This is a genomic window from Janibacter sp. Y6, assembly GCF_040900765.1.
GTDB classification, from domain to species: domain Bacteria; phylum Actinomycetota; class Actinomycetes; order Actinomycetales; family Dermatophilaceae; genus Marihabitans; species Marihabitans melonis.
Window position 1 is genome coordinate 108,191 of sequence record NZ_JAKLYZ010000003.1, and the last position, 25,371, is coordinate 133,561.

21 protein-coding genes are annotated in these 25,371 nt (G+C 73.9%); 19 read left to right on the forward strand and 2 right to left on the reverse strand.

Going from position 1 to position 25,371, the window contains the following annotated elements:
• Positions 1-133: 133 nt before the first annotated feature.
• The 3 genes from L6241_RS08100 to L6241_RS08110 are packed head-to-tail and all read left to right on the forward strand — an operon-like array spanning position 134 to position 4,927.
• Positions 134-400, forward strand: coding sequence for a WhiB family transcriptional regulator (locus tag L6241_RS08100; protein ID WP_068273506.1), 267 nt, complete (start codon positions 134-136; stop codon positions 398-400).
• A gap of 10 nt (positions 401-410) precedes the next feature.
• Positions 411-3,500, forward strand: a complete 3,090-nt coding sequence (locus L6241_RS08105) for a glycosyltransferase (protein WP_368245680.1) — start codon at positions 411-413, stop codon at positions 3,498-3,500.
• On the forward strand, positions 3,497-4,927 hold the full coding sequence (locus L6241_RS08110) for a DUF5719 family protein (protein ID WP_368245681.1): 1,431 nt from the start codon (positions 3,497-3,499) through the stop codon (positions 4,925-4,927). Before L6241_RS08105 ends, L6241_RS08110 begins: the two co-directional genes overlap by 4 nt.
• 7 nt (positions 4,928-4,934) lie before the next feature.
• Here L6241_RS08110 and L6241_RS08115 read toward each other — a convergent pair whose 3' ends face one another.
• Positions 4,935-5,336, reverse strand: coding sequence for a metallopeptidase family protein (locus L6241_RS08115; protein WP_224766748.1), 402 nt, complete (start codon positions 5,334-5,336; stop codon positions 4,935-4,937).
• Positions 5,337-5,438: 102 nt separating this feature from the next.
• Between L6241_RS08115 and L6241_RS08120 the strand changes: the two genes are divergently transcribed.
• The 15 genes from L6241_RS08120 to L6241_RS08190 all read left to right on the forward strand — a co-directional run bounded on the left by L6241_RS08120 (position 5,439) and on the right by L6241_RS08190 (position 21,317).
• A complete protein-coding gene (locus L6241_RS08120; protein WP_191681278.1) occupies positions 5,439-5,846 on the forward strand; it encodes a DUF3499 domain-containing protein in 408 nt (135 codons plus the stop codon).
• 43 nt (positions 5,847-5,889) lie between these two features.
• On the forward strand, positions 5,890-7,320 hold the full coding sequence (locus L6241_RS08125; RefSeq protein ID WP_368245682.1) for a phosphomannomutase/phosphoglucomutase: 1,431 nt from the start codon (positions 5,890-5,892) through the stop codon (positions 7,318-7,320).
• Positions 7,321-7,365: 45 nt separating this feature from the next.
• Positions 7,366-7,566 carry a Trm112 family protein gene (locus L6241_RS08130; RefSeq protein WP_068273517.1) on the forward strand — a complete coding sequence of 67 codons (201 nt, stop codon included), beginning with the start codon at positions 7,366-7,368 and terminating at the stop codon, positions 7,564-7,566.
• A gap of 10 nt (positions 7,567-7,576) precedes the next feature.
• Positions 7,577-8,752, forward strand: a complete 1,176-nt coding sequence (locus L6241_RS08135; protein WP_368245683.1) for an SIS domain-containing protein — start codon at positions 7,577-7,579, stop codon at positions 8,750-8,752.
• Positions 8,753-10,174 (forward strand): mycothione reductase, encoded by a 1,422-nt coding sequence (locus L6241_RS08140; RefSeq protein ID WP_368245684.1) that lies wholly within the window; start codon positions 8,753-8,755, stop codon positions 10,172-10,174.
• A gap of 94 nt (positions 10,175-10,268) precedes the next feature.
• A complete protein-coding gene (locus L6241_RS08145) occupies positions 10,269-11,264 on the forward strand; it encodes a DUF808 domain-containing protein (RefSeq protein WP_251718588.1) in 996 nt (331 codons plus the stop codon).
• A gap of 54 nt (positions 11,265-11,318) precedes the next feature.
• Positions 11,319-11,618, forward strand: a complete 300-nt coding sequence (locus L6241_RS08150) for a GNAT family N-acetyltransferase (protein WP_368245685.1) — start codon at positions 11,319-11,321, stop codon at positions 11,616-11,618.
• 214 nt (positions 11,619-11,832) lie between these two features.
• A complete protein-coding gene (ahcY, locus tag L6241_RS08155; RefSeq protein ID WP_068273525.1) occupies positions 11,833-13,266 on the forward strand; it encodes an adenosylhomocysteinase in 1,434 nt (477 codons plus the stop codon).
• 132 nt (positions 13,267-13,398) lie between these two features.
• Complete coding sequence (gene mtrA / locus L6241_RS08160) at positions 13,399-14,076, forward strand: MtrAB system response regulator MtrA (protein ID WP_368245686.1); 678 nt, start codon at positions 13,399-13,401, stop codon at positions 14,074-14,076.
• Positions 14,077-14,078: 2 nt separating this feature from the next.
• Positions 14,079-15,779: an MtrAB system histidine kinase MtrB gene (gene mtrB, locus L6241_RS08165; protein ID WP_368245687.1), complete on the forward strand. Its 1,701-nt coding sequence runs from the start codon at positions 14,079-14,081 to the stop codon at positions 15,777-15,779.
• Complete coding sequence (locus L6241_RS08170; RefSeq protein ID WP_368245688.1) at positions 15,776-17,569, forward strand: GerMN domain-containing protein; 1,794 nt, start codon at positions 15,776-15,778, stop codon at positions 17,567-17,569. Before mtrB ends, L6241_RS08170 begins: the two co-directional genes overlap by 4 nt.
• A gap of 129 nt (positions 17,570-17,698) precedes the next feature.
• On the forward strand, positions 17,699-18,439 hold the full coding sequence (locus L6241_RS08175) for a ComF family protein (protein WP_191563015.1): 741 nt from the start codon (positions 17,699-17,701) through the stop codon (positions 18,437-18,439).
• Positions 18,440-18,599: 160 nt separating this feature from the next.
• Positions 18,600-19,265 carry a ribosome-associated translation inhibitor RaiA gene (raiA, locus tag L6241_RS08180; protein ID WP_368245689.1) on the forward strand — a complete coding sequence of 222 codons (666 nt, stop codon included), beginning with the start codon at positions 18,600-18,602 and terminating at the stop codon, positions 19,263-19,265.
• 76 nt (positions 19,266-19,341) lie between these two features.
• Complete coding sequence (locus L6241_RS08185; protein ID WP_251718582.1) at positions 19,342-20,040, forward strand: response regulator transcription factor; 699 nt, start codon at positions 19,342-19,344, stop codon at positions 20,038-20,040.
• A complete protein-coding gene (locus L6241_RS08190; protein WP_368245690.1) occupies positions 20,037-21,317 on the forward strand; it encodes a winged helix-turn-helix domain-containing protein in 1,281 nt (426 codons plus the stop codon). Before L6241_RS08185 ends, L6241_RS08190 begins: the two co-directional genes overlap by 4 nt.
• Here L6241_RS08190 and L6241_RS08195 read toward each other — a convergent pair.
• Positions 21,236-22,372 carry a GNAT family N-acetyltransferase gene (locus tag L6241_RS08195; protein WP_251718580.1) on the reverse strand — a complete coding sequence of 379 codons (1,137 nt, stop codon included), beginning with the start codon at positions 22,370-22,372 and terminating at the stop codon, positions 21,236-21,238. The genes L6241_RS08190 and L6241_RS08195 overlap by 82 nt on opposite strands.
• Positions 22,373-22,555: 183 nt before the next feature.
• On the opposite strand from L6241_RS08195, the gene secA reads away from it, so the two are divergent.
• Positions 22,556-25,354 carry a preprotein translocase subunit SecA gene (gene secA / locus L6241_RS08200; protein WP_251718762.1) on the forward strand — a complete coding sequence of 933 codons (2,799 nt, stop codon included), beginning with the start codon at positions 22,556-22,558 and terminating at the stop codon, positions 25,352-25,354.
• The last annotated feature ends 17 nt before the right edge of the window (positions 25,355-25,371 follow it).

A 25,371-nucleotide genomic window follows, 5' to 3' on the forward strand; every position in this document is an offset into this window, starting at 1 on the left:
CCCCTTCGGCTTGACTAATCGTGGATGACACGCGTGTAATTTCGGTGATGTCTTTCTGCTTGCGAGCAGGTCGTGGACATCGCACGCGCGAGATCGCGTGGGTCGAGGTGCGATATGTCGAGGAGGGATCCGGATGCACGACCTGCTGATGCTCAACCCGATCCAGGACGACGAGGCCGAGGAGATGTCCTGGCAGGAGCGCTCCCTGTGCGCTCAGACGGATCCCGAGGCCTTCTTCCCGGAGAAGGGCGGGTCCACCCGCGAGGCGAAGAAGGTGTGCGTCGGGTGCGAGGTGCGCCAGGAGTGCCTCGAGTACGCCCTGGCCAACGACGAGCGCTTCGGCATCTGGGGCGGTCTGTCCGAGCGCGAGCGTCGCAAGCTCAAGAAGCGCGCCGTCTGACGCGCTCCTCGTGACACCGGCACCACCCCAGCACGCGCCCGAGACCACCGCGGCCCCCTCCCGCCGCGCTCCTGAGGCGCCCCCTGCCGTCGCCACCGTCCTGCTCGCACGGTCCGCGGACGACGCCGCAGAGACCGTCGCGGGCCTCCTGGCCCAGTCGCACCTCGACGACGCCCCCGGGGCCGCAGACCGTCAGCAGCACACGGTGCTCCTCGTCGACGCCAGCCCCTCGGGGCTCGACGTCGACGCCGTCCTCGCCCCGGTGCGCGAGGCCGGGCTGCCCGCCCTGTCCACCCGGCTCGACCCCCGGCGTGGTCTGCGGCGCTCGCTGCCCGAGCTCGTCGAGAGCCTGCCGACCCACGCCGACCGGCGTGACCTCGTGTGGGTCCTCACGAGCCGCTGCCGGCCCCGTCCCGACGCCCTCCACGCGCTCGTCGCCGCCGTCAGCCGCGGGGTGGCCATGGCGACGCCGAAGGTCGTCGACGTCGCCGACGAGGGTGTCCTCGTGCGCCAGGGCCTGCAGGTGACCCGGGCCGGGCGCCTCGTCCCGACACCCGTGTGCGGCGAGCGCGACCAGGGCCAGCACGACGACTCCGTCGACGTGCTCGCGGGCCCCCTCGAAGGTCTGCTCCTCGACCGCGACGAGTACCTCGCGCTCGGCGGTCACGACCCCGGCCTCGGCGACCTCGGGGGCGATCTCGACCTCGGCTGGCGAGCGCAGCGGTGCGGGCACCGCGTCGTCGCGGTGCCGACCGCCGTCCTCGCCGTCCGCCCGTGGCCGGTCGAGCGCCGGCCGGGGCTGCGGCACCGCGCCCAGGCCCGGCGCGTCGCCCTGGCTCGCGGCCCGCTGTGGGCGGCACCCGTCCGAGCTCTCGGCGGGGCGCTGCTCGCGCTGCTCACCGCGCTCGGCCTGCTGCTGCTCAAGCGCCCCGGGCTGGCCCGGGAGGAGCTCGCGCTCGTGCGCGGCTCGCTCGACCCCCGCACCCTCACCTCGCTGCGGCGCCGCGGCGGGCGGCCCACCGTCGACCGGCGCGAGCTCGCGACCCTCTTCGTGCCGGCCGCCCAGGCCCGCCAGCGCCTGGCCGACGACATCCGCGGTCATCACCCCGGCGGCGGCGTCGACGCCCGTGCGTCCGGCGCCGAGGCCACCGGGCTGCTGCGCAGCCCGGTGCCCCTCCTGCTCCTCGCCGCGGTCGCGATGTCTGCCTGGGCAGGTCGCCAGATCACCGGTGAGCTGCGCCACCGCTTCGACGCGGGGCTCGTCGGCGGAGAGCTGCTCGGCGGCCGGGCGACCTCGGGGTCTCTCCTCGCGAGCTGGCGCGACGCGTGGTCCGGTGCCGGCGCGGGATCGGACCTCGAGCGCAGCCCGGCGGTGCTGCTGCTGGCGGCGGCGAGCTGGGTCGTCGAGCACGTCCCCGGCGGCGGTGACGCCGACTCGCCCGCAGGCGTCGCGCTCAGCCTCTTCGTCCTCGCCGCGCTGCCCCTGGGTGCCGTCGTCGCCTACCGCAGCGCGCGCGTCGTCACGACCGCCCGGTGGGTGCGCGCCCTGCTCGCCCTCGGGTGGATCAGCACCCCGGCCGCCGCGGCCGCCGCGGGCGAGGGCCGGGTCGGCCCGCTGCTCGCCGTCGTCCTGCTGCCGCGGGTCGCCGCCGGTCTCGTCCGGGCCGCCCGCCGTGGCCCGGGGATCAGCGACGCCGTGCGCACCGCGCTGTGGGCCGCCGTCCTCGGCTCCCTCGTGCCCGCCCTCGCCGTGCCGGTGCTCCTCGTCGGCGTCGCCCTGCTCCTCCTCGGCCGACCGGGCCGGCGCGGGCGCGGGGTCGTCCTCCTCGCCCTCCCGCTCCTGCTCGCCGGCCCCTGGCTGCTCACCCTGCGTGCCGAGCCCGAGCGGCTGCTCGCCGGCTGGGGAGCCACCGCCCGCGGGCCCCTCCCGGAGGCGTGGCGGCTCGCCGCCGCGGCGCCCGGGGGGCCCGGCGAGATCCCGCTGTGGTGGTACCTGCCCGTGGCTCTCCTCGCGCTGCTCGGTCTCCTGCTCGCCCGCGGCCCGTTGCCCTGGGCGGCCGGTCTCGTCGTCGTCCTCGGGGCGGCCGCCGCGGTCGGGTCCCCCTTCGTCGTCCTCGGCGAGGTCCCGGCCGGGCTGGCGGACGCGGGCGCCGAGGTGCGCCCGTGGCCGGGCGTCGGCGGGCTGCTCGTCGCGCTCGGGGTCCTCTCGCTGGCCGGGCTCGGCCTCGCGGCCCTGCCGGCCGCGACCTCACGCGCCCGTCGCGCCCTGCAGGTGCTGCCCGTGCTCGTCCTCGCCGGCGGGGTGGTCGGCAGCGCGGCGCTCGTGGCCGACACCGGCTTCGGCGACGAGCTGACGACCTGGCGCGACGACCGGCCGCAGATCGCCGTCGACGCCGCCGAGGGCCCGCTCGCCGGCCGGACCCTCTCGCTCGGCCGCACCGACGACGGCGCGATCACCTACCGCCTCGTCGGCCGTGAGGCGCCCGACCTCGTCCGGGACCTGCCGGCACCCCTCGTCGACGAGGGGCTGAGCGACGACGTCGCAGCCCTGCTCGGGGTCGGGCCGTCGGGCCGCACCCCGGTCGACGCCGCGCTCGGCGCGTGGGGCGTGGGCTTCGTGACGATGCACGACCCCTCGAGCGACGACCAGGTCGCCGTCGACGCCACCCCCGGTCTGCGTCGGCTGTCGACGAGCGCCGGCACGACGACGTGGTCGGTGCGCCCGGAGTCGACCGGCTCGACGACGCCGTCGCGGGTGCGCTACGTCGGGGGAGCCGACGGCGCGCGCAACCTCGTCGGTCTGCGCGACCACAGCGAGAGCACCGGGGTCCTGCGGGTACCCGGCCAGGGCCGGGTCGTCGTCGGCGAGCCCATCGGCTGGACCGAGCACGCGGTCGTCACCGGCGACGGCGCGCCGCTCGTCCTCGACACCCGCAGCAGCGTGCCCACCTACGCCGTGCCCGCCGGCACCCGTGAGGTCGAGATCGACGTGCGCACAGGGCACGCGGCCTGGAAGTGGCTCGTCCTCGGCTCGCTCGTCGTCGGTCTCTACCTCGCCCTGCCCACCGAGCGCCGACCCGACCCGCAGGAGGAGCAGTGAAGCCGCTGCGGCTCGTCCTCGTCGCCGTCCTCGCCGGCGGCACCGTCGCCGGTGCCCAGGCCGCCACCCGCCCGGAGCCCACGGGCCCGTCGGGGGCCGCGCCGCGCGCGAGCGTGCCGGCCACGCAGGCCGAGCTCGTCTGCCCGGGCTCGCCGCTCGCAGGGGTCGACGGCGTCGAGGACGTGCGCACGTCGGGCGTCGTCGCCGGTCAGTCCGCCACCGACGACCTCGTGCGCCGCCTCGTCCGCCCGCCGGACGAGCAGGGCCGTCTCCAGGTGAGCCCGCTCGGCGGCGAGGCCGACCGACCCGTCGAGCGAGACCGCGTCGCCCGTGGCGGGTCCCTCGCCCAGGGGGCGACGATCACCGGCACGGGCGACCACGCCCCCGGTCTCGTCGGCGCGGAGGAGGTCGTCGCGTCGAACGACCAGGTGCGCGGTGCGAGCACCGCGCCGTGCGTGGTGACGAGCGCCGACCAGTGGCTCGTCGCGGGCGGCTCCGGAGCAGGCCGTCAGGAGCGCCTCCTCGTGAGCAACCCGGGCGAGAACCCCGTCTCCGTCGACGTCACCGGTCTCGGCGAGCGACGCCCGCAGACCCCGCCGGCCGGCCAGGACGTCACCGTGCCGCCGCGCTCGCGGGTCGCGCTGCTCCTCGACGGCATCACCGGGGCGAGCGCCTCGCAGGTCGTCCGCGTCCGCGCGACCGGCGGGCCCGTCGCCGCCTGGGTGGTCGACCACTGGGTCGACGGCCTCGAGCCGCGCGGTCTCGAGGTCGTGCCCGCGACCGGCGGCCCGAGCCGTGAGCAGGTCCTCGGCGCCATCTCGAAGGGGGAGTCGGCCCGCGTCGTCGTCGGCGCCCCCGGCAGCCGGGACGCCGTCGTCAAGGTGCGTGCCGTCGGCTCCGACCGCGCCCGCTCGGTCGCGGTGGCGACCGTGCCCGCCGGCACCAGCCGCAGCGTCGACGTCGACGTCGAGAGCGGCGTCGTCGCCTACACCGTCACCTCCGACGAGCCGGTCGTCGCCGCGGCGGAGGTCGTCGGCTCCGCGTCGCGCACGGGCGGCCAGGACATGTCGTGGAGCACCGCGACCCCGGCCGTGCGCGACCTCGTCGGAGCAGTGGTGCCGAACGCCGTCGCGGGACTTCCGCGCCACGTCCAGCTCACCGCGCCGTCCGGCGCCGCCGAGGCCGAGGTCGTCAGCGTGTACGCCGGCGAGGCGACGACGACGACGGTCTCGCTCGAGCGCGACCGCAGCACGGTCGTGCCGCTCGAGGACGTCGACGCCGTCTGGGTGCGGCGGGTCTCCGGCGACGTGCACGCGTCGCTGCTGACGAAGGGGGAGACCGGACCCGGGACCCCCGTGCTCTCGGTGACGCCGCTGCTGCGAGCCCGGGTGGCCGACCGCACCGTCGAGGTGCTGCCCGTCCCGTGAGCCCGGCTCAGCCGAGCTCGGGGTCGATGTCCTCGACGTCCACGCCCAGCAGCTCGGCGAGCTGGCGGGCCACGACGAGCTCGACGACGCTGGCCAGGTCGCCCTCGCGCGCGGCGAGGGTCTCGACCGGACGGCGGTAGACGACGACCCGGTGCGGGTGCGCGCCCTCGGCGGGGAAGATCCGGGCCAGCGCGGGGCCGTCCTCCCATGGTGCGGGGTCGGTCGGGGGCACGTCCGCGACGGCGAGCTCGACGTCCGCCCACCGGGCGCCGAGGACCCCTTCGTAGCGCTGCGCGCAGTCGAGGACGAGCTCGTCGAAGGCGACGGCCCGGCTCACCATGGCCGGGACCGCCGGCCACGCGAGCGGTCCGCGTCGCCCACGACCGCGTCGGTCCCTGCCCGTGCTCACCGGGCCACCCTAGGTCGCCACGGCGCCCCCGGGGAGGTCCCGCGCCGGGTGCTCCCGGCGCGCCGCCCACGGCTGTCGCCGTCGTGGCCTACATTGACCGGCGTGAGTGTCTCCCGTCTGTGCTCCCGAGCCGCCTGCTCCCTCCCGGCGACGGCGACCCTCACCTACGTGTACGCGGACTCGACCGCCGTGCTCGGACCGCTGGCGACCTACGCCGAGCCGCACGCCTACGACCTGTGCACCGACCACGCCGCCCGGCTCACCGCACCGCGCGGGTGGGACGTCGTGCGCCTGGACTCCGGTGCCCCGGCCCCCGACTCGCACGACGACCTCGTCGCCATCGCCGAGGCCGTGCGCCGTCGGCCGGGCGCCGCGCCGTCGTCGCGCGGCCCCGTCGCCACCTCCGCACCCGCCACCGCCCGCCCGACCTCGCAGGCGAGCGAGCAGGCGAGCGGTCTGCGCGAGACCGGCCGTCGCGGTCACCTGCGGGTCCTGCGCGACCAGGGCTGAGGCGCGTGCCGGAGGCGCTCCGGCCGCCGTCTAGGCTGTCGGCGTGAGCATCGACCTGCGGGCCTTCGTCAAGGCCTACGACGTCCGGGGCACGGTGCCCGACCAGCTGAACGTCGACGTCGTGTGGGCGCTGGGCGCCGCCTTCGCCGAGGTCGTCGCGCAGGCCGAGGGTGCGTCCACGGTGGTCGTCGGCCACGACATGCGGCCCTCCTCGCCCGAGCTCGTCGAGGCCCTCGCCGCCGGCATCACCGCCCGCGGGGTCGACGTCGTCCTCATCGGCCTGGCGAGCACCGACGGCCTCTACTACGCCAGCGGCGCGCTCGACATGCCCGGCGCGATGTTCACCGCGAGCCACAACCCGGCCCGCTACAACGGCATCAAGCTGTGCCGCGCGGGCGCCCGCCCCGTCGGCCAGGACAGCGGTCTCGACCGCATCCGCGAGGTCGCCCAGGGGCACCTCGACGCCGGCCGGTCCGGCTTCGACGGGCCGCACGGCCGCGTGAGCCACCGCGACGTGCTCGCCGACTACGCCGGCTTCCTGCGCTCGCTCGTCGACCTGTCCGGGTCGCGCCCGCTCCACGTCGTCGTCGACGCGGCGAACGGCATGGGCGGGCTCACCGTGCCCGCCGTCCTGGGCACCGCGGCGGGGCTGCCCGAGCTGCCCCTGCGCGTCGAGGAGATGTACTTCGAGCTCGACGGCACCTTCCCCAACCACGAGGCCAACCCGCTGGAGCCGAAGAACCTCGTCGACCTCCAGGCCGCCGTGCGCGAGCACGGCGCCGACATCGGCATCGCCTTCGACGGCGACGCCGACCGGTGCTTCGTCGTCGACGAGCGCGGCGAGCCGGTCTCGCCGAGCGCCATCACCGCGATGATCGCCGCGCGCGAGATCGCCCGTGAGGTCGCCGCCGGTCGCTCTGCCGCCGACGTGCGGGTCGTGCACAACGCGATCACCTCGGCGGCCGTGCCCGAGATCATCGCCGAGCACGGCGCCCGGCCCGTGCGCGGCCGGGTCGGGCACTCCTTCGTCAAGGCGCAGATGAGCGAGCACGACGCGGTCTTCGGGGGCGAGCACTCGGCGCACTACTACTTCCGCGACTTCTTCTTCGCCGACACCGGCATGCTCGCGGCGATGCACGTGCTCGCCGCCCTCGGCGAGACGCCGGCCCCGCTGAGCGAGGTCATGGCGCCCTACGACCGCTACCCGGCCTCGGGCGAGATCAACTCGACCGTCGACGACGCGGCCGCGGTCGCCGCTGACGTGCGCGCCTGGGTCGAGCAGCGCAGCACGGTCGAGATCGACGAGCTCGACGGCATGACGGTCACCCACCGCGAGGACGACGGCGAGCCGATGTGGTGGTTCAACCTGCGCCCGAGCAACACCGAGCCGCTGCTGCGGCTCAACGTCGAGGCCGCCGACGAGGCGACCATGACCCAGATCCGTGACGAGGTCCTCGCCCGCGTCCGAGCCTGACCTGCGGCGGGGCGAGCGCCCCGACCGACGAAGGGAGCACGACCCATGAGCACCACCATCGAGCCCTGGCTGCGCGAGATCCTGCGCTGCCCCGCCTGCCGCAGCGAGCTGCGCGACGAGCAGGGGCCCGCCGGGCCCGAGCTCGTCTGCGTCGACCCGACGTGCGGCCTGGCCTACCGGGTCGAGGACGGCATCCCCGTGCTGCTCGTCGACGAGGCCCGCCGACCCGGGACCGACGGCTCCTAGGCCCCCGGCCGTGCACCCCTTCGACGAGACCCTCCTCGACGACCCCGGTCGTCGGGACGAGGTGGACCGCACGGACTACCTGCGCTCGCTCGCCGGGGCAGGTGCGCTCGTGCGCGAGGTCACCGGTCGTGTCGACGGCGACCTCGCCGACCCGCTGCGGCGTCTCGCGGCCGACCGTCCGCGCGCCGTGCACGTCGTCGCCGTCGGGGGCACCCGGCTGGCTGCCGACCTCGCCTGCTCGCTGACCCGGCACTCCGGTGTCCTCGTGACGACGGGTGCGGGCAGCGCCCTGCCCGGCTGGATCGGCCCGCTCGACCTCGTCGTCGCGATCTCGCTGAGCGGCGCGGCGGACGGACCCGTCGCCCAGGCCTACGAGGCCGCCCGCCGCGGCGCGAGCGTGCTCACCGTCGGTGCGCCCGGCGGCCCGCTCGCCGACGCCGCCGCCCGAGCCCGCGGCGTGCACGTCGAGGTCACCGGCCGCAGCGACCACACCCACCGGGTCGCCCGCTCGCGCACCGCCGCCTGGGCCGCCGCCGTGCCCGTGCTGCGCGCCCTCCAGCTCGCCGGTCTGCTCGAGGCGGGGGCCACCCCCTTCGACGAGCTCGCCGACACCCTCGACGAGGTCGCCGAGCGCGCACGCCCGGACGCGGAGTACTTCGTCAACCCGGCCAAGACCCTCGCGCTCGACCTCGCGGACCGCTCGCCGCTCGTCCTCGCCGACGGGCCGGTGACCTCCGTCGCCGCCTCCCGGGCGGCCGCGATGCTCCACCGCACCTCACGGGTGCCGGCCTCCTGGGGCCGGCTGCCCGACGACGCGGGCGAGATCGTCGCCTGCCTGTCCGGGCCGGCCGCGGGCTCGCCCGACGGGTCCGGCGGCGGGGTCTTCGCCGACCCCTACCTCGACGGCGCTGCGCCGGCCCGCCCGCTGGCCCTGGTGCTCCTGCGCGAGACCGAGGGCGTCGAGGTCGAGGGCGTCGACCACGGCCTCACCCGCTCGGTGCGCCGGGCGGCGGAGCACAGCGGGGTCCCGGTCGTCGAGCAGCACGCCCGCCCCGGCGCCGACCTCGTGCGGGTCGCCTCGCTGGCGGCGATGCTCGACCTCGCCACCGCCTACCTCGCGCTCGGTCACGGGCTCGACCCAGGCCGGGTGCCCGGTCTGGACGACATCACAGGAGAGAGGGCCTGAATGCCCCACCACGACATCGTCATCATCGGGTCAGGGTCGGGCAACTCGCTCGTCACGCCCGAGCTCGCCGACGCCGACATCGCGATCATCGAGGGCGCACCGTGGTTCGGCGGGACCTGCCTCAACGTCGGCTGCATCCCGACGAAGATGTTCGTCCTGCCCGCCGACCGTGCGATCGACGCGCAGACGGGGGAGCGTCTCGGGGTGCGCACGCGCTTCGACGGCGCCGACTGGCCGGCGATCCGTGACCGGGTCTTCGGGCGGATCGACCCCATCGCAGCCTCCGGCGAGGCCTACCGCCGCGACGGGGAGCACACGACCCTCTACCGCGGGCACGCCCGTTTCGTCGGGCCGCGGCGCCTCGTCGTCGACCTGCCCGAGGGGGCGGTCGAGGTCACGGCCGACCAGGTCGTCATCGCCGCCGGGTCGCACGCCTTCGTGCCCCCGGAGATCGCGCAGAGCGACGTCGAGACCCACACCTCGGACACGATCATGCGTCTCGAGGAGCTCCCCGAGCGCCTGCTCGTCGTCGGCGGCGGGTACATCGCGCTCGAGATGGCCCACGTCTTCGAGGCCTTCGGGTCTGCCGTCACCCTCGCGGTGCGCGGCGAGGACCTGCTGCGCGAGGCCGACGACGTCGTGCGCGCCGTCGTCACCGCCGCTGCGCGTGAGCGCTACGACGTGCGCACGGGGGTGAGCGTCACCGCGCTGCGGCGCGAGGACGACGGCATCCACGCCACCCTCACCGACGGCGCCGAGGTCGTCGTCGACGAGGTACTCGTCGCGACCGGCCGCCGCCCGAGCACCGACGACCTCGGCGCCGAGCTCGCCGGTGTCGACCTGCGCCAGGACGGCCGGGTCGTCGTCGACGAGCACGGCCGCACGACGGCCGAGGGCGTGTGGGCGCTCGGCGACGTCTCGTCGCCGTACATGCTCAAGCACGTCGCCAACCACGAGGCCCGGGTCGTCGCGCACAACCTCGCCCACCCCGAGGACCTCCACTGCTTCATCCACGACGCCGTGCCGTACGCCGTCTTCACCCACCCGCAGGTCGCCTCGGTCGGGATGACGACGCAGGAGGCGCGCGACGCGGGTCACGACGTCGTCGTCAAGGTCCAGGAGTACGGCTCGACCGCGTACGGGTGGGCCCTCGAGGACCGGACCAGCCGATGCGTGCTCGTCGGCGACCGCCGCACGGGGGCGCTGCTCGGCGGGCACGTCGTGGGGCCGCAGGCCTCGAGCCTCATCCAGCCGGTCGTGCAGACCCTCGCGCTCGGCAGCTCGCTGCTCGACCTCGCCCGTGGGCAGTACTGGATCCACCCGGCGCTCACCGAGGTCGTCGAGAACGCCGCGCTCGGGCTGCTCGAGACGATGCAGACCGAGGACCCGGAGAGCATCGCCTCCGCGCAGACCCCGGGCTGATCCCCCTTCGGCAGTACCCTGCGAGCGTGCTCACGGACCCGCTCGTCATCGCGCCCCTCTCGCCGGCCCGCCGGCTGACCCCGGGGGCGCGGCGATGAGCGGCGGCCTCTTCGCCCTGCTCGACGACATCGCGGCGCTCGCCCGTCTCGCCGCGGCGAGTGTCGACGACGTCGCGGCGGCGGCCGGCCGTGCCTCGGCGAAGTCGGCCGGCGTCGTCGTCGACGACACGGCGGTCACCCCGCAGTACCTCCAGGGCGTCGACCCCAGCCGCGAGCTGCCGATGATCAAGAAGATCGCGATCGGCTCGCTGCGCAACAAGATCCTCTTCATCCTCCCGGCGGCACTGCTGCTCAGCCAGTTCGTGCCGTGGATCATCAGCCCGATCCTCATGCTCGGCGGCTCCTACCTCTGCTACGAGGGCGCCGAGAAGATCTGGGAGAAGGTCTCCGGCCACGGCGGCGGGCACGGCGACCCCGTCGCGGCGAAGGGGGAGGACGCGGCGGCCCAGGAGGCCGCGGTCACCTCGAACGCGATCCGCACCGACTTCATCCTCTCGGCCGAGATCATGATCATCGCGCTCAAGGAGGTCGCCTCCGAGGGCTTCGTCTCGCGCGCGGTGATCCTCACGGTCGTCGCGGTGCTCATCACCCTCGTCGTCTACGGCGTCGTCGCGCTCATCGTCAAGATGGACGACATCGGCCTGCGCCTGGCGAAGAACCCGAGCTCCGAGCGTCTCGGGCGCGGTCTCGTCGCCGCGATGCCGAAGGTCCTCGCCGCGATCTCGGTCATCGGCACCGTGGCGATGCTCTGGGTCGGCGGGCACATCATCCTCGTCGGGCTCGAGGAGTCGGGCTGGTGGGCGGCGCCCTACGAGTGGGTCCACCACCTCGAGGAGGCCGTCCACGAGGCGACGGGCGCGCTCGGCGGTGTGCTCGGCTGGCTGACCAACACCTTCTTCTCCTTCCTCCTCGGCGTCGCGTGGGGCGCGGTCATCGTCGCCGTCATGCACGTCCTGCCCTTCGGCAAGGGCAAGGGCGAGGACGCCGGTCACGACGCCCCCGACGAGCCGACGACGCCCCGCACCCACTGACGGGGGCCGGCCCCCACCGGCAGCGGTCGTTCGAAGAAGGATCGTCACCTCGAGGTGACGATCCTTCTTCGAACCGCGGCGAAGGGGGAGCCACCCGTCGCCCGCTCCCTGTCGCCCGCGGGCGCCCGGACCCTCGTCGCCCGCCTCGACGGTCGGCCCGTGGGGTGGTGCACGACCGGACCGCCCCGCGACGAGGACGCACCTGCCCTCGAGATGTGCTCGCTCTCCGTCGACCCGGCGCATCAGCGTCGCGGGGTCGCCACCGCGCTCGGCGCCGACGAGCTGCGGATGGTGCGCGACACCCCCTTCGCCGGGGATCCGTGGTGCTACGAAACCCTGCTGGCTGGGTCTTGACGACCCAGCAGGGTCTCGAAGGGGTCCTGGCTCGTCGAAAGGCAGCCAGCAGGGTTTTGTCGGAGGGGTCGGGCGAAGGGGGGCCCCCTTCGCCCGCGGGCGGACGGGGCACCCCGTCGCCGGTCCTACACTGGAGGGGCCGGCGTGGGTGATGACCCGTGGAGCCCAGAGGGGCGCGCCGGGTCCGTGTACCCGACACCCAAGGAGCACACCCGTGTCCTTCGACTACAAGGTCGCCGACCTGGGCCTCGCCGAGGCCGGCCGCCACCAGATCCGTCTCGCCGAGCACGAGATGCCCGGCCTGATGAGCCTGCGCGAGGAGTACGGCGACAGCCAGCCCCTCGCTGGCGCGCGCATCGCCGGCTCGCTGCACATGACCGTGCAGACCGCCGTGCTCATCGAGACGCTCACCGCGCTCGGCGCCGAGGTCCGCTGGGCCTCGTGCAACATCTACTCCACCCAGGACGAGGCCGCCGCGGCCGTCGTCGTCGGCCCGCACGGCACGGCCGACGACCCCCAGGGCGTGCCGGTCTTCGCCTGGAAGGGCGAGACCCTCGAGGAGTACTGGGACTGCACCGAGCAGATCCTCACCTGGCCCGGCGAGGGCGCGAACATGATCCTCGACGACGGCGGCGACGCCACGATGCTCGTCCACAAGGGTCGCGAGTGGGAGGCCGCCGGTCAGGTGCCCCCGACGACCGAGGACGACTCCGAGGAGTTCTCCGTCTTCAAGGCGCTCGTGCGCCGCACCCTCGAGCAGGACGCCCAGAAGTGGACCACCGTCGCCGGTGAGATCCAGGGCGTCACCGAGGAGACGACGACCGGCGTGCACCGCCTCTACGAGCTGGCCCGCGCCGGCGAGCTGCTCTTCCCGGCGATCAACGTCAACGACTCCGTCACGAAGTCGAAGTTCGACAACAAGTACGGCTGCCGCCACTCCGTCATCGACGGCCTCAACCGCGCCACCGACGTGCTCATCGCCGGCAAGGTCGCGGTGGTCTGCGGCTACGGCGACGTCGGCAAGGGCTGCGCCGAGGCGCTGCGCGGCCAGGGCGCCCGCGTCATCGTCACCGAGGTCGACCCCATCTGCGCGCTGCAGGCCGCGATGGAGGGCTACCAGGTCGCCCGTCTCGAGGACCTCCTCGAGACCGCCGACATCTACATCACGACGACCGGCAACTTCGACATCATCACTGCCGAGCACATGCAGAAGATGAAGAACAAGGCGATCGTCGCCAACATCGGCCACTTCGACAACGAGATCGACATCGCCGGCCTGGCGAAGGTCCCCGGCGTCGTCAAGACCGAGATCAAGGCGCAGGTCCACGAGTGGACCTTCGAGAGCGGCAGCTCGATCATCGTCCTGTCCGAGGGTCGCCTGTTCAACCTCGGCAACGCGACGGGCCACCCGAGCTTCGTCATGAGCAACTCCTTCGCGAACCAGACGATCGCGCAGATCGAGCTCTTCACGAAGCCGGGGGAGTACGACAAGCAGGTCTACGTGCTGCCCAAGCACCTCGACGAGAAGGTCGCGCGGCTGCACCTCGACGCCATCGGCGCCGAGCTCACCGAGCTGACCAAGGCCCAGGCCGAGTACATCGGCGTGGACGTCGCGGGCCCGTACAAGCCCGAGCACTACCGCTACTGAGCGCGAAGGGGGACCCCGCCGGGTCCCCCTTCGACGCCTCCGCCGACGGCGGGCCTGGGAGTCCCGGGCCCGCCGTTGTGCGACCATGGGGCCGACCCGTACAGGTAGCAGGGACCCGTAGGAGGGACAGACGTGAAGGGACGTGTCCTCGTCGTCGACGACGACCAGGCGCTCGCCGAGATGCTCGGCATCGTGCTCCAGAAGGAAGATCTTGAGGTCAGCCACGTCGCCGACGGGGCGAAGGCTGTCGAGGTCTTCCGCGACGTGCGTCCCGACCTCGTGCTGCTCGACGTCATGCTCCCCGGGATGGACGGCATCGAGATCTGCCGCCGCATCCGTCAGGAGTCCGGCGTCCCGATCGTCATGCTCACCGCGCGCACCGACACCGTCGACGTCGTCGTCGGTCTCGAGTCCGGTGCCGACGACTACGTCGTCAAGCCCTTCAAGCCCCAGGAGCTCATCGCCCGGCTGCGCGCCCGTCTGCGCCGCGGCGACGAGCCCGAGCCCGAGCGCCTGCAGATCGGCGACCTCGTCATCGACGTCGCCGGTCACTCCGTGCGCCGCGGCGACACCCCGCTCTCGCTCACCCCGCTCGAGTTCGACCTCCTCGTCGCCCTCGCCCGCAAGCCGTGGCAGGTCTTCTCCCGCGAGGTCCTCCTCGAGCAGGTGTGGGGCTACCGGCACGCCGGTGACACCCGTCTGGTGAACGTCCACGTGCAGCGCCTGCGCAGCAAGATCGAGCAGGACCCCGAGAACCCGCAGATCGTCGTCACCGTCCGGGGCGTCGGCTACAAGGCGGGCCCGGCCTGACCATGGCCGGGGGTCTCCTCCCCGAGCCGCCGAGTCGTCCGGCGCTGCCGGTCCGAGCGGTCCGCCGGATCGTCGCCCTGTGGCGGCGCAGCCTCCAGCTGCGCGTCGTGACGACGACCGTCGTCCTCGGCATCATCACCGTCTCGCTCATCAGCGCGGCGATGTACCGCTCCATCGCCGAGGGGCTCATCGCCGACCGGGTGAGCGCCTCGCAGGCCCAGGCCCGTCAGCTCGCCGGGGACGCGCAGGAGACGCTCGACCAGACCGACCAGACGGAGACCCCCGCGAAGCTGTCGCAGGCGGTCAACGACATCGTCAACTCCACCCTCGCCCCGCCGGCCGACGACCGCTCGCGCTACTTCGTCTTCGCGCGCTCGCAGAACAACGACGAGCCCGGCCCGGCGCTCGAGACGCGATTCATCAAGGGCAGCGGCGTCGACCTCGACGACATCCCGCCCGAGCTGCGCCAGGCCGTGGCCGCCGACCCGGAGCGTCAGCAGACGACGACGATCGACCTGCGCCGCGAGGGGCAGAGCGCGGGCGCGCTCACGGGGCTGTCGAGCGAGGAGACCATCCCCGCCGTCGTCGTCGGCTCGCAGATCACCGTGCCGACCGCCGGTGCCTACGACGTCTACCTCGTCTACCCGATGGAGCAGGAAAAGCGCACGCTCGCGACGATCACGCGCTCCTTCGTCCTCGGCGCGCTCTCGCTCGTCCTGCTCGTCTCGGCCGTCGCCTTCGTCGTCACCCGGCAGGTCGTCTCGCCGGTGCGTCGCGCGGCCGCGGTCTCCGAGCGCCTGTCCTCGGGCCACCTCAACGAGCGGATGAGCGCGCGCGGCCACGACGACCTCGCCCAGCTCGGCCGCTCCTTCAACGACATGGCCGACGGCCTCCAGGCCCAGATCCGTCAGCTCGAGGGGCTCTCACGCGTCCAGCAGCGCTTCGTCTCCGATGTCTCGCACGAGCTGCGCACCCCGCTGACGACGATCACCATGGCGGCCGACGTCCTCATGTCGAGCAAGGACGAGCTCGACCCCGTCGCGGCCCGCTCGGCCGAGCTGCTCGTCACCGAGCTCGAGCGCTTCGAGGCGCTGCTCGCCGACCTGCTCGAGATCAGCCGCCACGACGCCGGCGCCGCGGTGCTCGAGCTCGAGCCCACCGATATCTACGCCGTCGTCGACCGCGCCATCGCCTCGGCCGAGCCGATCGCCCGCGTGCGCGGGTCCGAGGTGGGCGTCGTGCGGACCGGCTCGACCGCCATCGCCGAGGTCGACAGCCGCCGCATCGAGCGGATCCTGCGCAACCTCGTCGTCAACGCCGTCGAGCACGGCGAGGGCCGTCCGGTGACGGTGCACGTCGGCGAGAACGACGACTCGGTGAGCGTCGTCGTCGAGGACCACGGCGTCGGCCTGCGGCCCGGCGAGGCCTCGCTCGTCTTCAACCGCTTCTGGCGAGCCGACCCGGCTCGCGCCCGCACGACGGGCGGCACCGGGCTCGGGCTGGCGATCTCGCTCGAGGACGCCCGCCTCCACCACGGCTGGCTCCAGGCGTGGGGCGAGCCGGGCCAGGGCTCGCGTTTCCGTCTCACCCTGCCCAAGACCCCGGAGTCGCGCATCCAGACGGCCGCCCTCCCGCTCACGCCCACGGAGATGGCGGCGGACCCCTCGCCGCGTCTGGCGAGGAGCGAAGGGGGGACCCCATGACCCCCGTCGAGCGGCCGGGCCTGCCGCGGCGGGCCGTCCTGCGCCTCGCGCTCGGCGCCGGCGGCGTCGGGGCCCTCAGCTCGTGCGGTCTGTCGGTCGACGACACCGTGCGCCCGGGGCTCGAGGTCGACGCGGCCCAGGATCGCGAGGAGATCCAGTACCAGCCCGAGCCGCCGCGTGCGGGCATGACCCCGGCCGAGCTCGTCCAGGGCTTCCTGCTCGCCGGCGCGTCGACCGGCAGCGGGCTGTCGGTGGCGCGCAGCTATCTCACGCCCGAGGCGTCGAGCGCGTGGAACCCGGACGACGCGCAGACCATCGTCCAGGCGCAGGACCTGCCCCAGATCCGCTCCGAGGGCGACGGCACGATGCACGTGCAGACCCGTGTCGCCGCGCGCATCGACGCCGACGGCCGCTACTCGCTCGCCAAGGCCAGCGACGGCGCGATCGTGCGCTTCGGGGTGAGCCGGGTCGACGGGGAGTGGCGGATCTCGAAGGTCCAGCAGGACTTCGGGCGGCTGCTGCCCTCCTCGCGCGTCGACCAGATGTACCGGCGCTACCGCGTGCACTACGCGGCGATCGGGTGGAACAGGCTCGTGCCCGACCTGCGCTGGATCCCCAGCGACCAGGAGGCCACCCGTCTCGTGCGGGCCCAGCTCGGCGACGTGCCGGGCTACCTGGCCGGGGCGGTCCAGACCGACGCCGACGCGCGCCTCACGGTCGACGCGGTGCCGGTCATCGACGGCGTCGCCCAGGTCGACCTCAAGACCGACCTGTCGAGCGACCCGACGGTGCGCAAGAACTTCGCCGCCCAGCTCGTCGCCTCTCTCATGCAGCTGCCGGCCGTCACCCAGGTCGCCCTGAGCGTCGCCGGCTCCACCCTCGACCTGCCCGGCATCGAGCCGCCGCTCACGAGCCCGGCGCAGTTCGACTTCGTCGAGGTCGGCTCGCCGGACGGCCAGTACGCGATCGTGCGCGAGGACGAGCGGGCCGTGCCCGTGCCGCTGCGGCAGGTGGGCGCGGCCACGGACACCGACGTCGCTGCCCGGGAGAGCCCCTTCTCAGACGTGCCGACCCGCTGGGCCCGGCTCGCGGTGAGCCTCGACGGCAAGGAGATCGCCGGGGTCCGTGGCTCCGGCCTGGAGCTCGTGCGCTGGTTCGACGACAAGACCTCGGTGCCCGTCGAGCAGTTCGCCACCCACATGACCCGCCCCGTCTACGACGCGTCGGGGGTGCTGTGGGTCGCCGGGCGCGGCGAGCTCGACTCCTCGCGGCTGTGGGTCATCAACACCGCCGTCGACCCCTCCGAGCCCGACGCCGAGCCGGCGGAGGTGCCTGCGCCGTGGCTCACCGGCCGCCGGCCGATCGCGATCTCGGTGAGCCCGGACAGCACCTGCCTCGCCGCGATCTCGACCGACGACGGGGGTGGCGACGTGCAGATCCAGGTGAGCGGCATCGCCCGCCAGCCCAACGGCCTGCCGACGTCGACGGCGACCCAGTCGCTGCAGGTCGCGGCGTCGGTCGAGCAGGCGAGAGACCTCACGTGGATCACCCCGACGACGCTGGGCGTCCTCGGACGCCGGTCGACGGACAAGGCCGTGCGCCCGCTCATCGTCGAGGTCGGCGGCCAGATCGAGGCCCTTGCCGCGGTGACATCGGCCCGCTCGATCGCGACGACCGGTGGCGAGCGCGAGCTCTACGTGACGACCTCGTCGGGTCGCACGTACAGCCGGGTCGGGGCGAGCTGGAGCGCGCTCGGCGTCACCGGCACCGTCGTCGTCCCGTCGTCCTGACTCGCAGCATCCCCTGACCGCGGTACCCCCCACCACGGGTCCGTCCACAGGACCTCGCTGCGCCGAGCCGTCGTCCACACCGCCGTCGTCCGCTCCCGCGGCGGAGGAGCGCCGCACGAGGATGGCGGGGTGAGAGACCTCCTCGCCGCGGCCCTCGACCTCGTCCTGCCCGCCGCGTGCCCGGGCTGCGGGGACACCGGTGCCCCGCTGTGCGCGTCGTGCGCCGCCGCGCTCTCGCCGCGTCCGCGCGTCGTCGTGCCCCGGCCGATGCCACCGGGGTGGCCGCCGTGCTGGGCCGGCGGGGCCTACGAAGGGGTGGCCGCGGCCCTCGTGCGCGCCTACAAGGACGGTGACCGGCGTGACCTCGCGCCGGTCCTCGCCCTGCCGCTGGCCCGTGCGCTCGACGCGGTGCTGCGAGCCGACCCGACGACCGCCCGAGCCGCGGCCGGCGGGGGTCTCCTCGTCGTGCCGGCCCCGAGCGCGCCGGGCACCGCTCGCGCCCGCGGCGACCGACCGGTCCAGGCGCTCGCACGACGTGCGGTCGCCGGCCTGCGACCCGAGGAGGCGCGCGTCGTCGACCTGCTCCGGCTGCGCCGCGGGGTCCGTGACCAGGCGACCCTCGGCGGAGCCGGGCGCCGAGCCAACCTCGACGGGGCGATGCACGTGAGCCCCTGTGGCACAGGGCTGCTCGTCGGCGCGACGTGCGTGCTCGTCGACGACGTCGTCACCTCCGGCAGCACCCTGGCCGAGGCGACGCGGGCCCTGCGGCGAGCCGGGGCGGCCCGTGTCGTCGCTGCCTGCGCCCTCGCGACCCCGCTGCGCTCAGACAGGGAGGGACCCGCCCTGGCGAGTGCACCCGTCGGGGTCTAACGTGTCGTCATGGACCCCCAGGCACGCGGCGACCGCGGACCACGGGGGTTCTCTGCGTCTGCCCCGACCAGTGGTCGGCGGCGGCGGCGAAGGGGGTGGGACCCAGCGCGTCAGGCCTAGCACGCCACCCCCACGTACCCCCTCGTCCCAAGGAGGACCGATGGAGATCGTCGTCACCGGACGGCACGTCAACGTTTCCGACCGACTGCGCGAGTACGTCGCCGAGAAGCTCGACAAGGTGACCCAGCTCGAGCCACGGATGCAGAGGGTGGAGGTGCTCGTGAGCCACGAGACCAACCCCCGGCAGTCCAAGACCTCGGAGCGCGTCGAGATCACCTGTCGCTCGAAGGGTCCGGTGATCAGAGCCGAGGCGTGTCATGACGACCGGCAGGCAGCCGTCGACCTCGCGACCGACAAGCTCCTGGAGCGGCTGCGTCGCGCGCACGACCGCCGCAAGGTGCACCGCGGACGCAAGGCCCCGGTCTCCGTGGCGGAGGCGACGGCCGGGCTGCAGGCGCCCGAGCCCGTGCTCGACGGGGACAGCACGACCGACGACGGGCCCGACCTCTTCGGCGCGGTCGGCAACAGCCCCATCGAGGTCCGCGAGAAGGTCCACGTCAGCGCTCCGATGACCCTCGAGGCCGCGCTGCGCGAGATGGAGCTCGTCGGCCACGACTTCTACCTCTTCCACGACAGCGACACCGACCGGCCGAGCGTGGTCTACCGCCGCCGCGGCTGGTCCTACGGCGTCCTGCACCTCGAGGCCGCCGCCGACGGCGCGCCCGCGCCCGAGCCGGCCACCGCCGGCCAGGGAGCCCGCGGCTAGGTCGAGCAGAGCCTGCACGCACAAGGGGCGGGGACGACGCCGGTCGGCGCGTCCCCGCTCCTGCATGATGTCCTGCATGGCCGAGCCGATCCGGGTGCTCCTCGTGTGCAGGTACCCCCTGTACCGCCTGGGCCTGCGCGCCGCGCTCGGCGGAGCGGACGCCTTCGACGAGGTCGTCGACGCCGCCACGGGTGCCGAGGCCCTGGCCGTCGCCCCCGAGCTCGAGCCGCACGTCGTCGTCGTCGACAGCAACGTCGTCGGCATGCTCCTGGCGGACCTGCTCTCGCGGCTGCAGCACGCCTGCCCCTCGGCGCGGGTGCTCGTCCTCGTCTCGGTGACCGACGAGCACGTCTTCGGCGAAGGGGTCCCGCCCGCGGCGGGCTACCTGCTGCGCGAGTGCACCGGCGAGGAGCTCCTCGCCGCGGTGTGCGCCGTGCACGCGGGCGAGCCGGTGGCTGCCGAGGACCTCGGCCCGCTGCTGCTCGCCGCGTACGACTCGATGAAGCTGACGATGGTCAGCCACGGCGAGCCGGTCCGCGAGCCAGTGCAGCAGCGCGAGCTGACCGCCCGGGAGCGCGAGGTCCTCGCCCTGCTGGCCCTGGGCCGGCGCAACCGCGACATCGCCCAGGAGCTCTTCATCGCGGAGAACACCGTGAAGAACCACGTGCGCAACATCCTCGACAAGCTCGTGCTCACCTCGCGCGTCGAGGCGGCGACGTACGCCCTTCGTCACGGCGTGACCGCCGAGCGTCCCGGCGACGTCCGGCGCGCGTGAGCGCCGTCCCCGGGCCCCGCCGTCTCGGCCTGCCCGCTGCCCGTCGCGTCGCCCTCGCCGCGCAGGGGCTGGCGACGCCGCGACCGCAGCGGCCGGTGACCGTGCGTGACCTCGGGCGCGTGCTCGACACCGTGGGCCTGGTCCAGATCGACAGCGTCAACGTCCTCACCCGCAGCCACTACCTGCCCTTCTTCTCGCGGCTCGGCCCCTACGACACGGGGCTGCTCGACCGCATGCGCGACCGGGCACCCCGGCGCATGGTCGAGTACTGGGCGCACGAGGCGAGCCTGCTGCCGCCGAGCACGTGGCCGCTCATGGAGCACCCGCGGATGCGTCGCGGCGAGGAGGACTCGTGGGGCGGCATGCGCAGGGTCGCCCAGGAGCACCCCGATCTCGTGGCCGCGGTCCTCGCCGAGGTCGAGGCCGGCCGCCCCCGCACCGCTCGCGAGATCGAGGTCGCGCTCGAGCGCGACGCCCCGCGTGCCGAGGGCGGCTGGGGGTGGAACTGGTCGCTCGTGAAGAACGCGCTCGAGCACCTCTTCTGGACCGGGCGGATCTCCAGCGCCGGCCGCACCCGCCAGTTCGAGCGGCGGTACGCCGGCCTGTCCCGCGTCGTGCCGCCGGCGGACGCCGCCCGCTGGCTCGACCCCTCGCAGCGGCTCGGCCCGCAGGACGCGTACGACGAGCTCGTGCGCATCTCGACGCGTGCACTCGGTGTCGCCGACCTCGCGAGCATCGCCGACTACTTCCGCATCCGGCGCGAGCACGCAGCCCCGGCGCTGGAGCGGCTCGTCGCCGCGGGCGAGGTCGAGGAGGTGCGGGTCGAGGGCTGGTCGGCCTCGGCCTACCTCCACGCCGCCGCCCGTCGCCCCCGGTCGGTCTCCGGGCGCGCGCTGCTGTCCCCCTTCGACTCCGCCGTCTGGCACCGGCCCCGGCTCGAGGCGCTCTTCGACTTCCACTACCGCCTCGAGATCTACACCCCGGCCGCGAAGCGCGTGCACGGCTACTACGTCCTGCCCTTCCTCCTCGGCGACGCCCTCGTCGGGCGGGTCGACCTCAAGGCCGACCGCGCCGCGGGCGTCCTCCGGGTGCACCGGGTCGGCTGGGAGAGCGGGCGCGGGGGAGCGCAGGACCGGGCGGAGCTCGACGCCGAGCTCGACCTCATGGCGCGCTGGCTCGAGCTCGGGCACGGACCTCAGCCGCGGGCGAGCTCCCAGTGCAGCGCGTCGCCGCTCGACCCGTCGGCGAGCACGTCGCAGCCGGTCTCGCGCCCGTAGACGACGAAGCCGCAGGCGCGCAGCACGGCGTTGCTGGCCTCGTTGTCGGCCGCGGTCTCGGCGACGAGCCGGCGCAGCCCGAGCCCGCCGTCGGCCACCGGCGCGAAGGCGTGGGCGATCGCCATCCGGCTCGCCGCCGTCGCGACGCCGCGACCGCGCGCCGAGGGGAAGAGCTGGTAGCCGAGCTCGGCCACGCCCCCGGCCGCGAGCGTCCCGGACCGGGCGAAGATGCCGATCTCGCCGAGCGGTCGGTCGCTCTGGCGGTCGACCACGCCCCAGCCGCACACCTTCCCCAGGCTCGCCCCTTCGCCACGCCGCAGGAGGAAGCCGGAGAAGCCCTCCGGGGTCAGGCCGCCCGACGGCATCCAGTGAGGCTCGAAGGTGACGGTCTCGACGTGCTCGGCGTCGTCCTCGCCGAGCTCGCGCAGCCGCAGCGAGCCCTCCTCGAGCACCGGCGGGGTGATCCACGGGGTGCGCGGGCTCATCTCCTGCCCGGGGAGCAGCGAGGCGCACCACGCGTCCATCACCGCCCCGTCCCGGCCGGGGACGCGCTGGGGGAGCGTGCCGTGGTCGGTCATGCCGACCCGCCACGCGACGCGCCGCGAGCCCCAGTTGCCGACGTTCGCGTACCAGTACAGGCTCGGCGCGCCCTGCTCGAAGGCCCACGCCGCCCCGAGACGCATCGCGGCCGTCATCACCCCCCGACCGCGCACCGCCGGGTGGGTGGCGAAGCCGACCTCCCACGGGTGCTGCGGGGAGGCGCCGGGGCGCAGGTCGATGAAGCCGGCGAAGGGGGCTCCCTCCTCGCCGTCGGCGCCGGCGAGCTCGACGGCGAAGATGCGCACACCCCCTTCGTCCTCCCACTGCGAGCCGATGTGCTCGAGGAAGTCGGCGGCGTCGTCCGGGCCGTACGGGCTCGGCACGGTGGTCCACCGCAGGGTCTCGGGGTCGGTGCTCTGCTCGACGACGGCCGGCAGGTCGGCCGGCGTCATCGCGCGCAGCCGGACGCGCCCGTCGTCGAGGACCGGCACGCACTGCGGGTAGCTGCTCGTCATGGCGTCACCCTCGCCGCCCGTCCCCGTGGGGGGCAAGTCAATTGCCCCGCGGGCGAAGGGGGAACCGCCGCGCGACCCTCTTCGTTGGGCGCTGCTGTGGCGAGGGACTAACCTGACCCACAGTCCACGACCCCCGAGGCTGCAGGGTCTCGCCGCGGGTCGGATGTCGTCGTCAGGAGAGACATACCCGTGAAGATCGTCGAGAAGCTGCTGCGTGCCGGTGAGGGCCGGGTCGTCAAGCGGCTGGAGGGCATCGCCGCGCAGGTCGCCGCCGTCGAGGAGGACTTCGAGGCGATGAGCGACGCCGAGCTGCGAGGTGAGACGGAGAAGTTCCGCGCTCGCCTCGCCGACGGCGAGACGCTGGACGACATCCTCCCCGAGGCCTTCGCGGCCGTGCGCGAGGCGTCCCGCCGCACCATCGGCAAGCGCCACTTCGACGTGCAGGTCATGGGTGGCGCCGCGCTTCACCTGGGCAACGTCGCGGAGATGAAGACCGGTGAGGGCAAGACCCTCGTCGCCACCCTGCCGAGCTATCTCAACGCGCTCGAGGGCAAGGGCGTGCACGTCATCACCGTCAACGACTACCTCGCGCAGTACCAGGCCGACCTCATGGGCCGCGTCCACCGCGCGCTGGGGCTCGAGACGGGCTGCATCCTGTCGCACATGACGCCGGAGGAGCGCCGCGCGGAGTACGCGAAGGACATCACCTACGGCACGAACAACGAGTTCGGCTTCGACTACCTGCGCGACAACATGGCCAACAAGGTCGACGACCTCGTCCAGCGCGGCCACAACTTCTGCATCGTCGACGAGGTCGACTCGATCCTCATCGACGAGGCGCGCACGCCGCTCATCATCTCGGGGCCGGCCGACCAGCCGACGAAGTGGTACGTCGAGTTCGCCAAGCTCGTCACGAAGCTCGAGCGCGGCACCGCCGCCGACACCCTCAAGGGCATCGCGGCGACCGGCGACTACGAGGTCGACGAGAAGAAGCGCACGATCGGCGTGCTCGAGCCGGGCATCGAGAAGATCGAGGACGCCCTCGGCATCGACAACCTCTACGAGAGCGTCAACACCCCCCTCATCGGGTACCTCAACAACGCGATCAAGGCCAAGGAGCTCTTCAAGCGCGACAAGGACTACGTCGTCATCGACGGCGAGGTCCTCATCGTCGACGAGCACACGGGCCGCATCCTCAAGGGGCGTCGCTACAACGAGGGCATGCACCAGGCGATCGAGGCCAAGGAGGGTGTGGAGATCAAGAACGAGAACCAGACCCTGGCGACGATCACCCTGCAGAACTACTTCCGGCTCTACGACAAGCTCTCCGGCATGACGGGCACCGCCCAGACCGAGGCCGCCGAGCTGCACTCGATCTACCAGCTCGGTGTCGTGCCGATCCGCACGAACCGCCCGATGGTCCGCCAGGACCAGGCCGACCTCGTCTACCGCACGGAGGAGGCGAAGTTCCGCGCGGTCGTCGACGACATCGCCGACAAGTACGAGGAGGGCCAGCCGGTCCTCGTCGGCACGACGAGCGTCGAGAAGAGCGAGTACCTCTCCGCCGAGCTGAAGAAGCGCGGCGTCAAGCACGAGGTCCTCAACGCCAAGCACCACGAGCGCGAGGCCGCCATCGTCGCCGACGCGGGGCGCAAGGGCGCCGTCACCGTCGCGACGAACATGGCCGGTCGAGGCACCGACATCATGCTCGGCGGCAACCCGGAGTTCCGCGCGGTCGCCGAGCTGAAGAAGCGCGGCCTGGACCCCGAGGAGACCCCGGAGGAGTACGAGGCCGCGTGGGACGACGCGCTCGCCGCCGCCGAGAAGGCCGTCGAGTCCGAGCACGAGGAGGTCACCGAGCTCGGTGGCCTGTACGTCCTGGGCACCGAGCGGCACGAGTCGCGCCGCATCGACAACCAGCTGCGCGGTCGCTCCGGCCGTCAGGGAGACCCGGGCGAGTCCCGCTTCTACCTCTCGCTGCAGGACAGCCTCATGCGGCTCTTCAACGCCGGCTTCGTCGACCGCGTCATGGCGACGGCGAAGATCGACGACGACACCCCCATCGAGGGCAAGCTGCTCTCGCGCTCGATCGAGTCGGCGCAGAGCCAGCTCGAGGGGCAGAACTTCGAGACCCGCAAGAACGTCCTCAAGTACGACGACGTCCTCAACCGCCAGCGCACCGTCGTCTACGACGAGCGCCGCCGGGTGCTCAAGGGAGAGGACCTCGAGGAGCAGGTCCGTCACTTCATGACCGACGTCGCCGGCGGTTACGTCGACGCGGAGACCTCGGCGGGCTTCGCCGAGGACTGGGACCTCGACCGGCTCCTCACGGCGCTCGGCGCGGTCTACCCCATCTCCTTCACCAAGGACGACCTGCTCGAGCGGGCCGGCGGTCTCACCAAGCTCACGGCGACGAACCTGCGCGAGGAGGTCGTCACCGACATCCACGAGGCGTACGACCGCCGCGAGGCCGAGCTGACCCCGCCGGTGGCGCGCGAGCTCGAGCGACGCGTCGTGCTGTCGGTCCTCGACCGCAAGTGGCGCGAGCACCTCTACGAGATGGACTACCTCAAGGAGGGCATCGGCCTGCGGGCGATGGCCCAGCGCGACCCGCTCGTCGAGTACCAGCGCGAGGGCTTCCAGCTCTTCGAGGCGATGAACGAGGCGATCAAGGAGGAGAGCGTCGGCTACCTCTTCAACGCCGAGGTCGAGGTCGACCGGCGCACGAGCGTCGGCGCCGCCCCGATGAGCGTCTCCGACCTCATCGGGTCCGGCTCGGGCGACAGCGAGGGCGACGTCGCCCACGAGCGTCCGGCGATCCGGGCGAAGGGGCTCGAGGACGAGCCGAGCGCCCGCAACCTGCACTACTCGGCCCCGTCCGAGGACGGCAGCGTCGAGGAGCGCGACGACGAGACCGTCACCGCCGGCAGCTCGCGCTCGGAGCGTCGCGCCGCCGCGAAGAAGCAGCGCAAGAAGCGCTGACGAGCAGCGCGACGGGG

Coding starts and splice junctions, on each gene's coding strand:
- L6241_RS08100 (WP_068273506.1), top strand. CDS start 134: ATGCACGACCTGCTGATGCTCAACCCGATCCAGGACGACGAGGCCGAG.
- L6241_RS08145 (WP_251718588.1), top strand. CDS start 10,269: ATGAGCGGCGGCCTCTTCGCCCTGCTCGACGACATCGCGGCGCTCGCC.
- L6241_RS08170 (WP_368245688.1), top strand. CDS start 15,776: ATGACCCCCGTCGAGCGGCCGGGCCTGCCGCGGCGGGCCGTCCTGCGC.
- L6241_RS08130 (WP_068273517.1), top strand. CDS start 7,366: ATGAGCACCACCATCGAGCCCTGGCTGCGCGAGATCCTGCGCTGCCCC.
- L6241_RS08140 (WP_368245684.1), top strand. CDS start 8,753: ATGCCCCACCACGACATCGTCATCATCGGGTCAGGGTCGGGCAACTCG.
- mtrB (WP_368245687.1), top strand. CDS start 14,079: ATGGCCGGGGGTCTCCTCCCCGAGCCGCCGAGTCGTCCGGCGCTGCCG.
- L6241_RS08185 (WP_251718582.1), top strand. CDS start 19,342: ATGGCCGAGCCGATCCGGGTGCTCCTCGTGTGCAGGTACCCCCTGTAC.
- L6241_RS08195 (WP_251718580.1), bottom strand. CDS start 22,372: ATGACGAGCAGCTACCCGCAGTGCGTGCCGGTCCTCGACGACGGGCGC.
- raiA (WP_368245689.1), top strand. CDS start 18,600: ATGGAGATCGTCGTCACCGGACGGCACGTCAACGTTTCCGACCGACTG.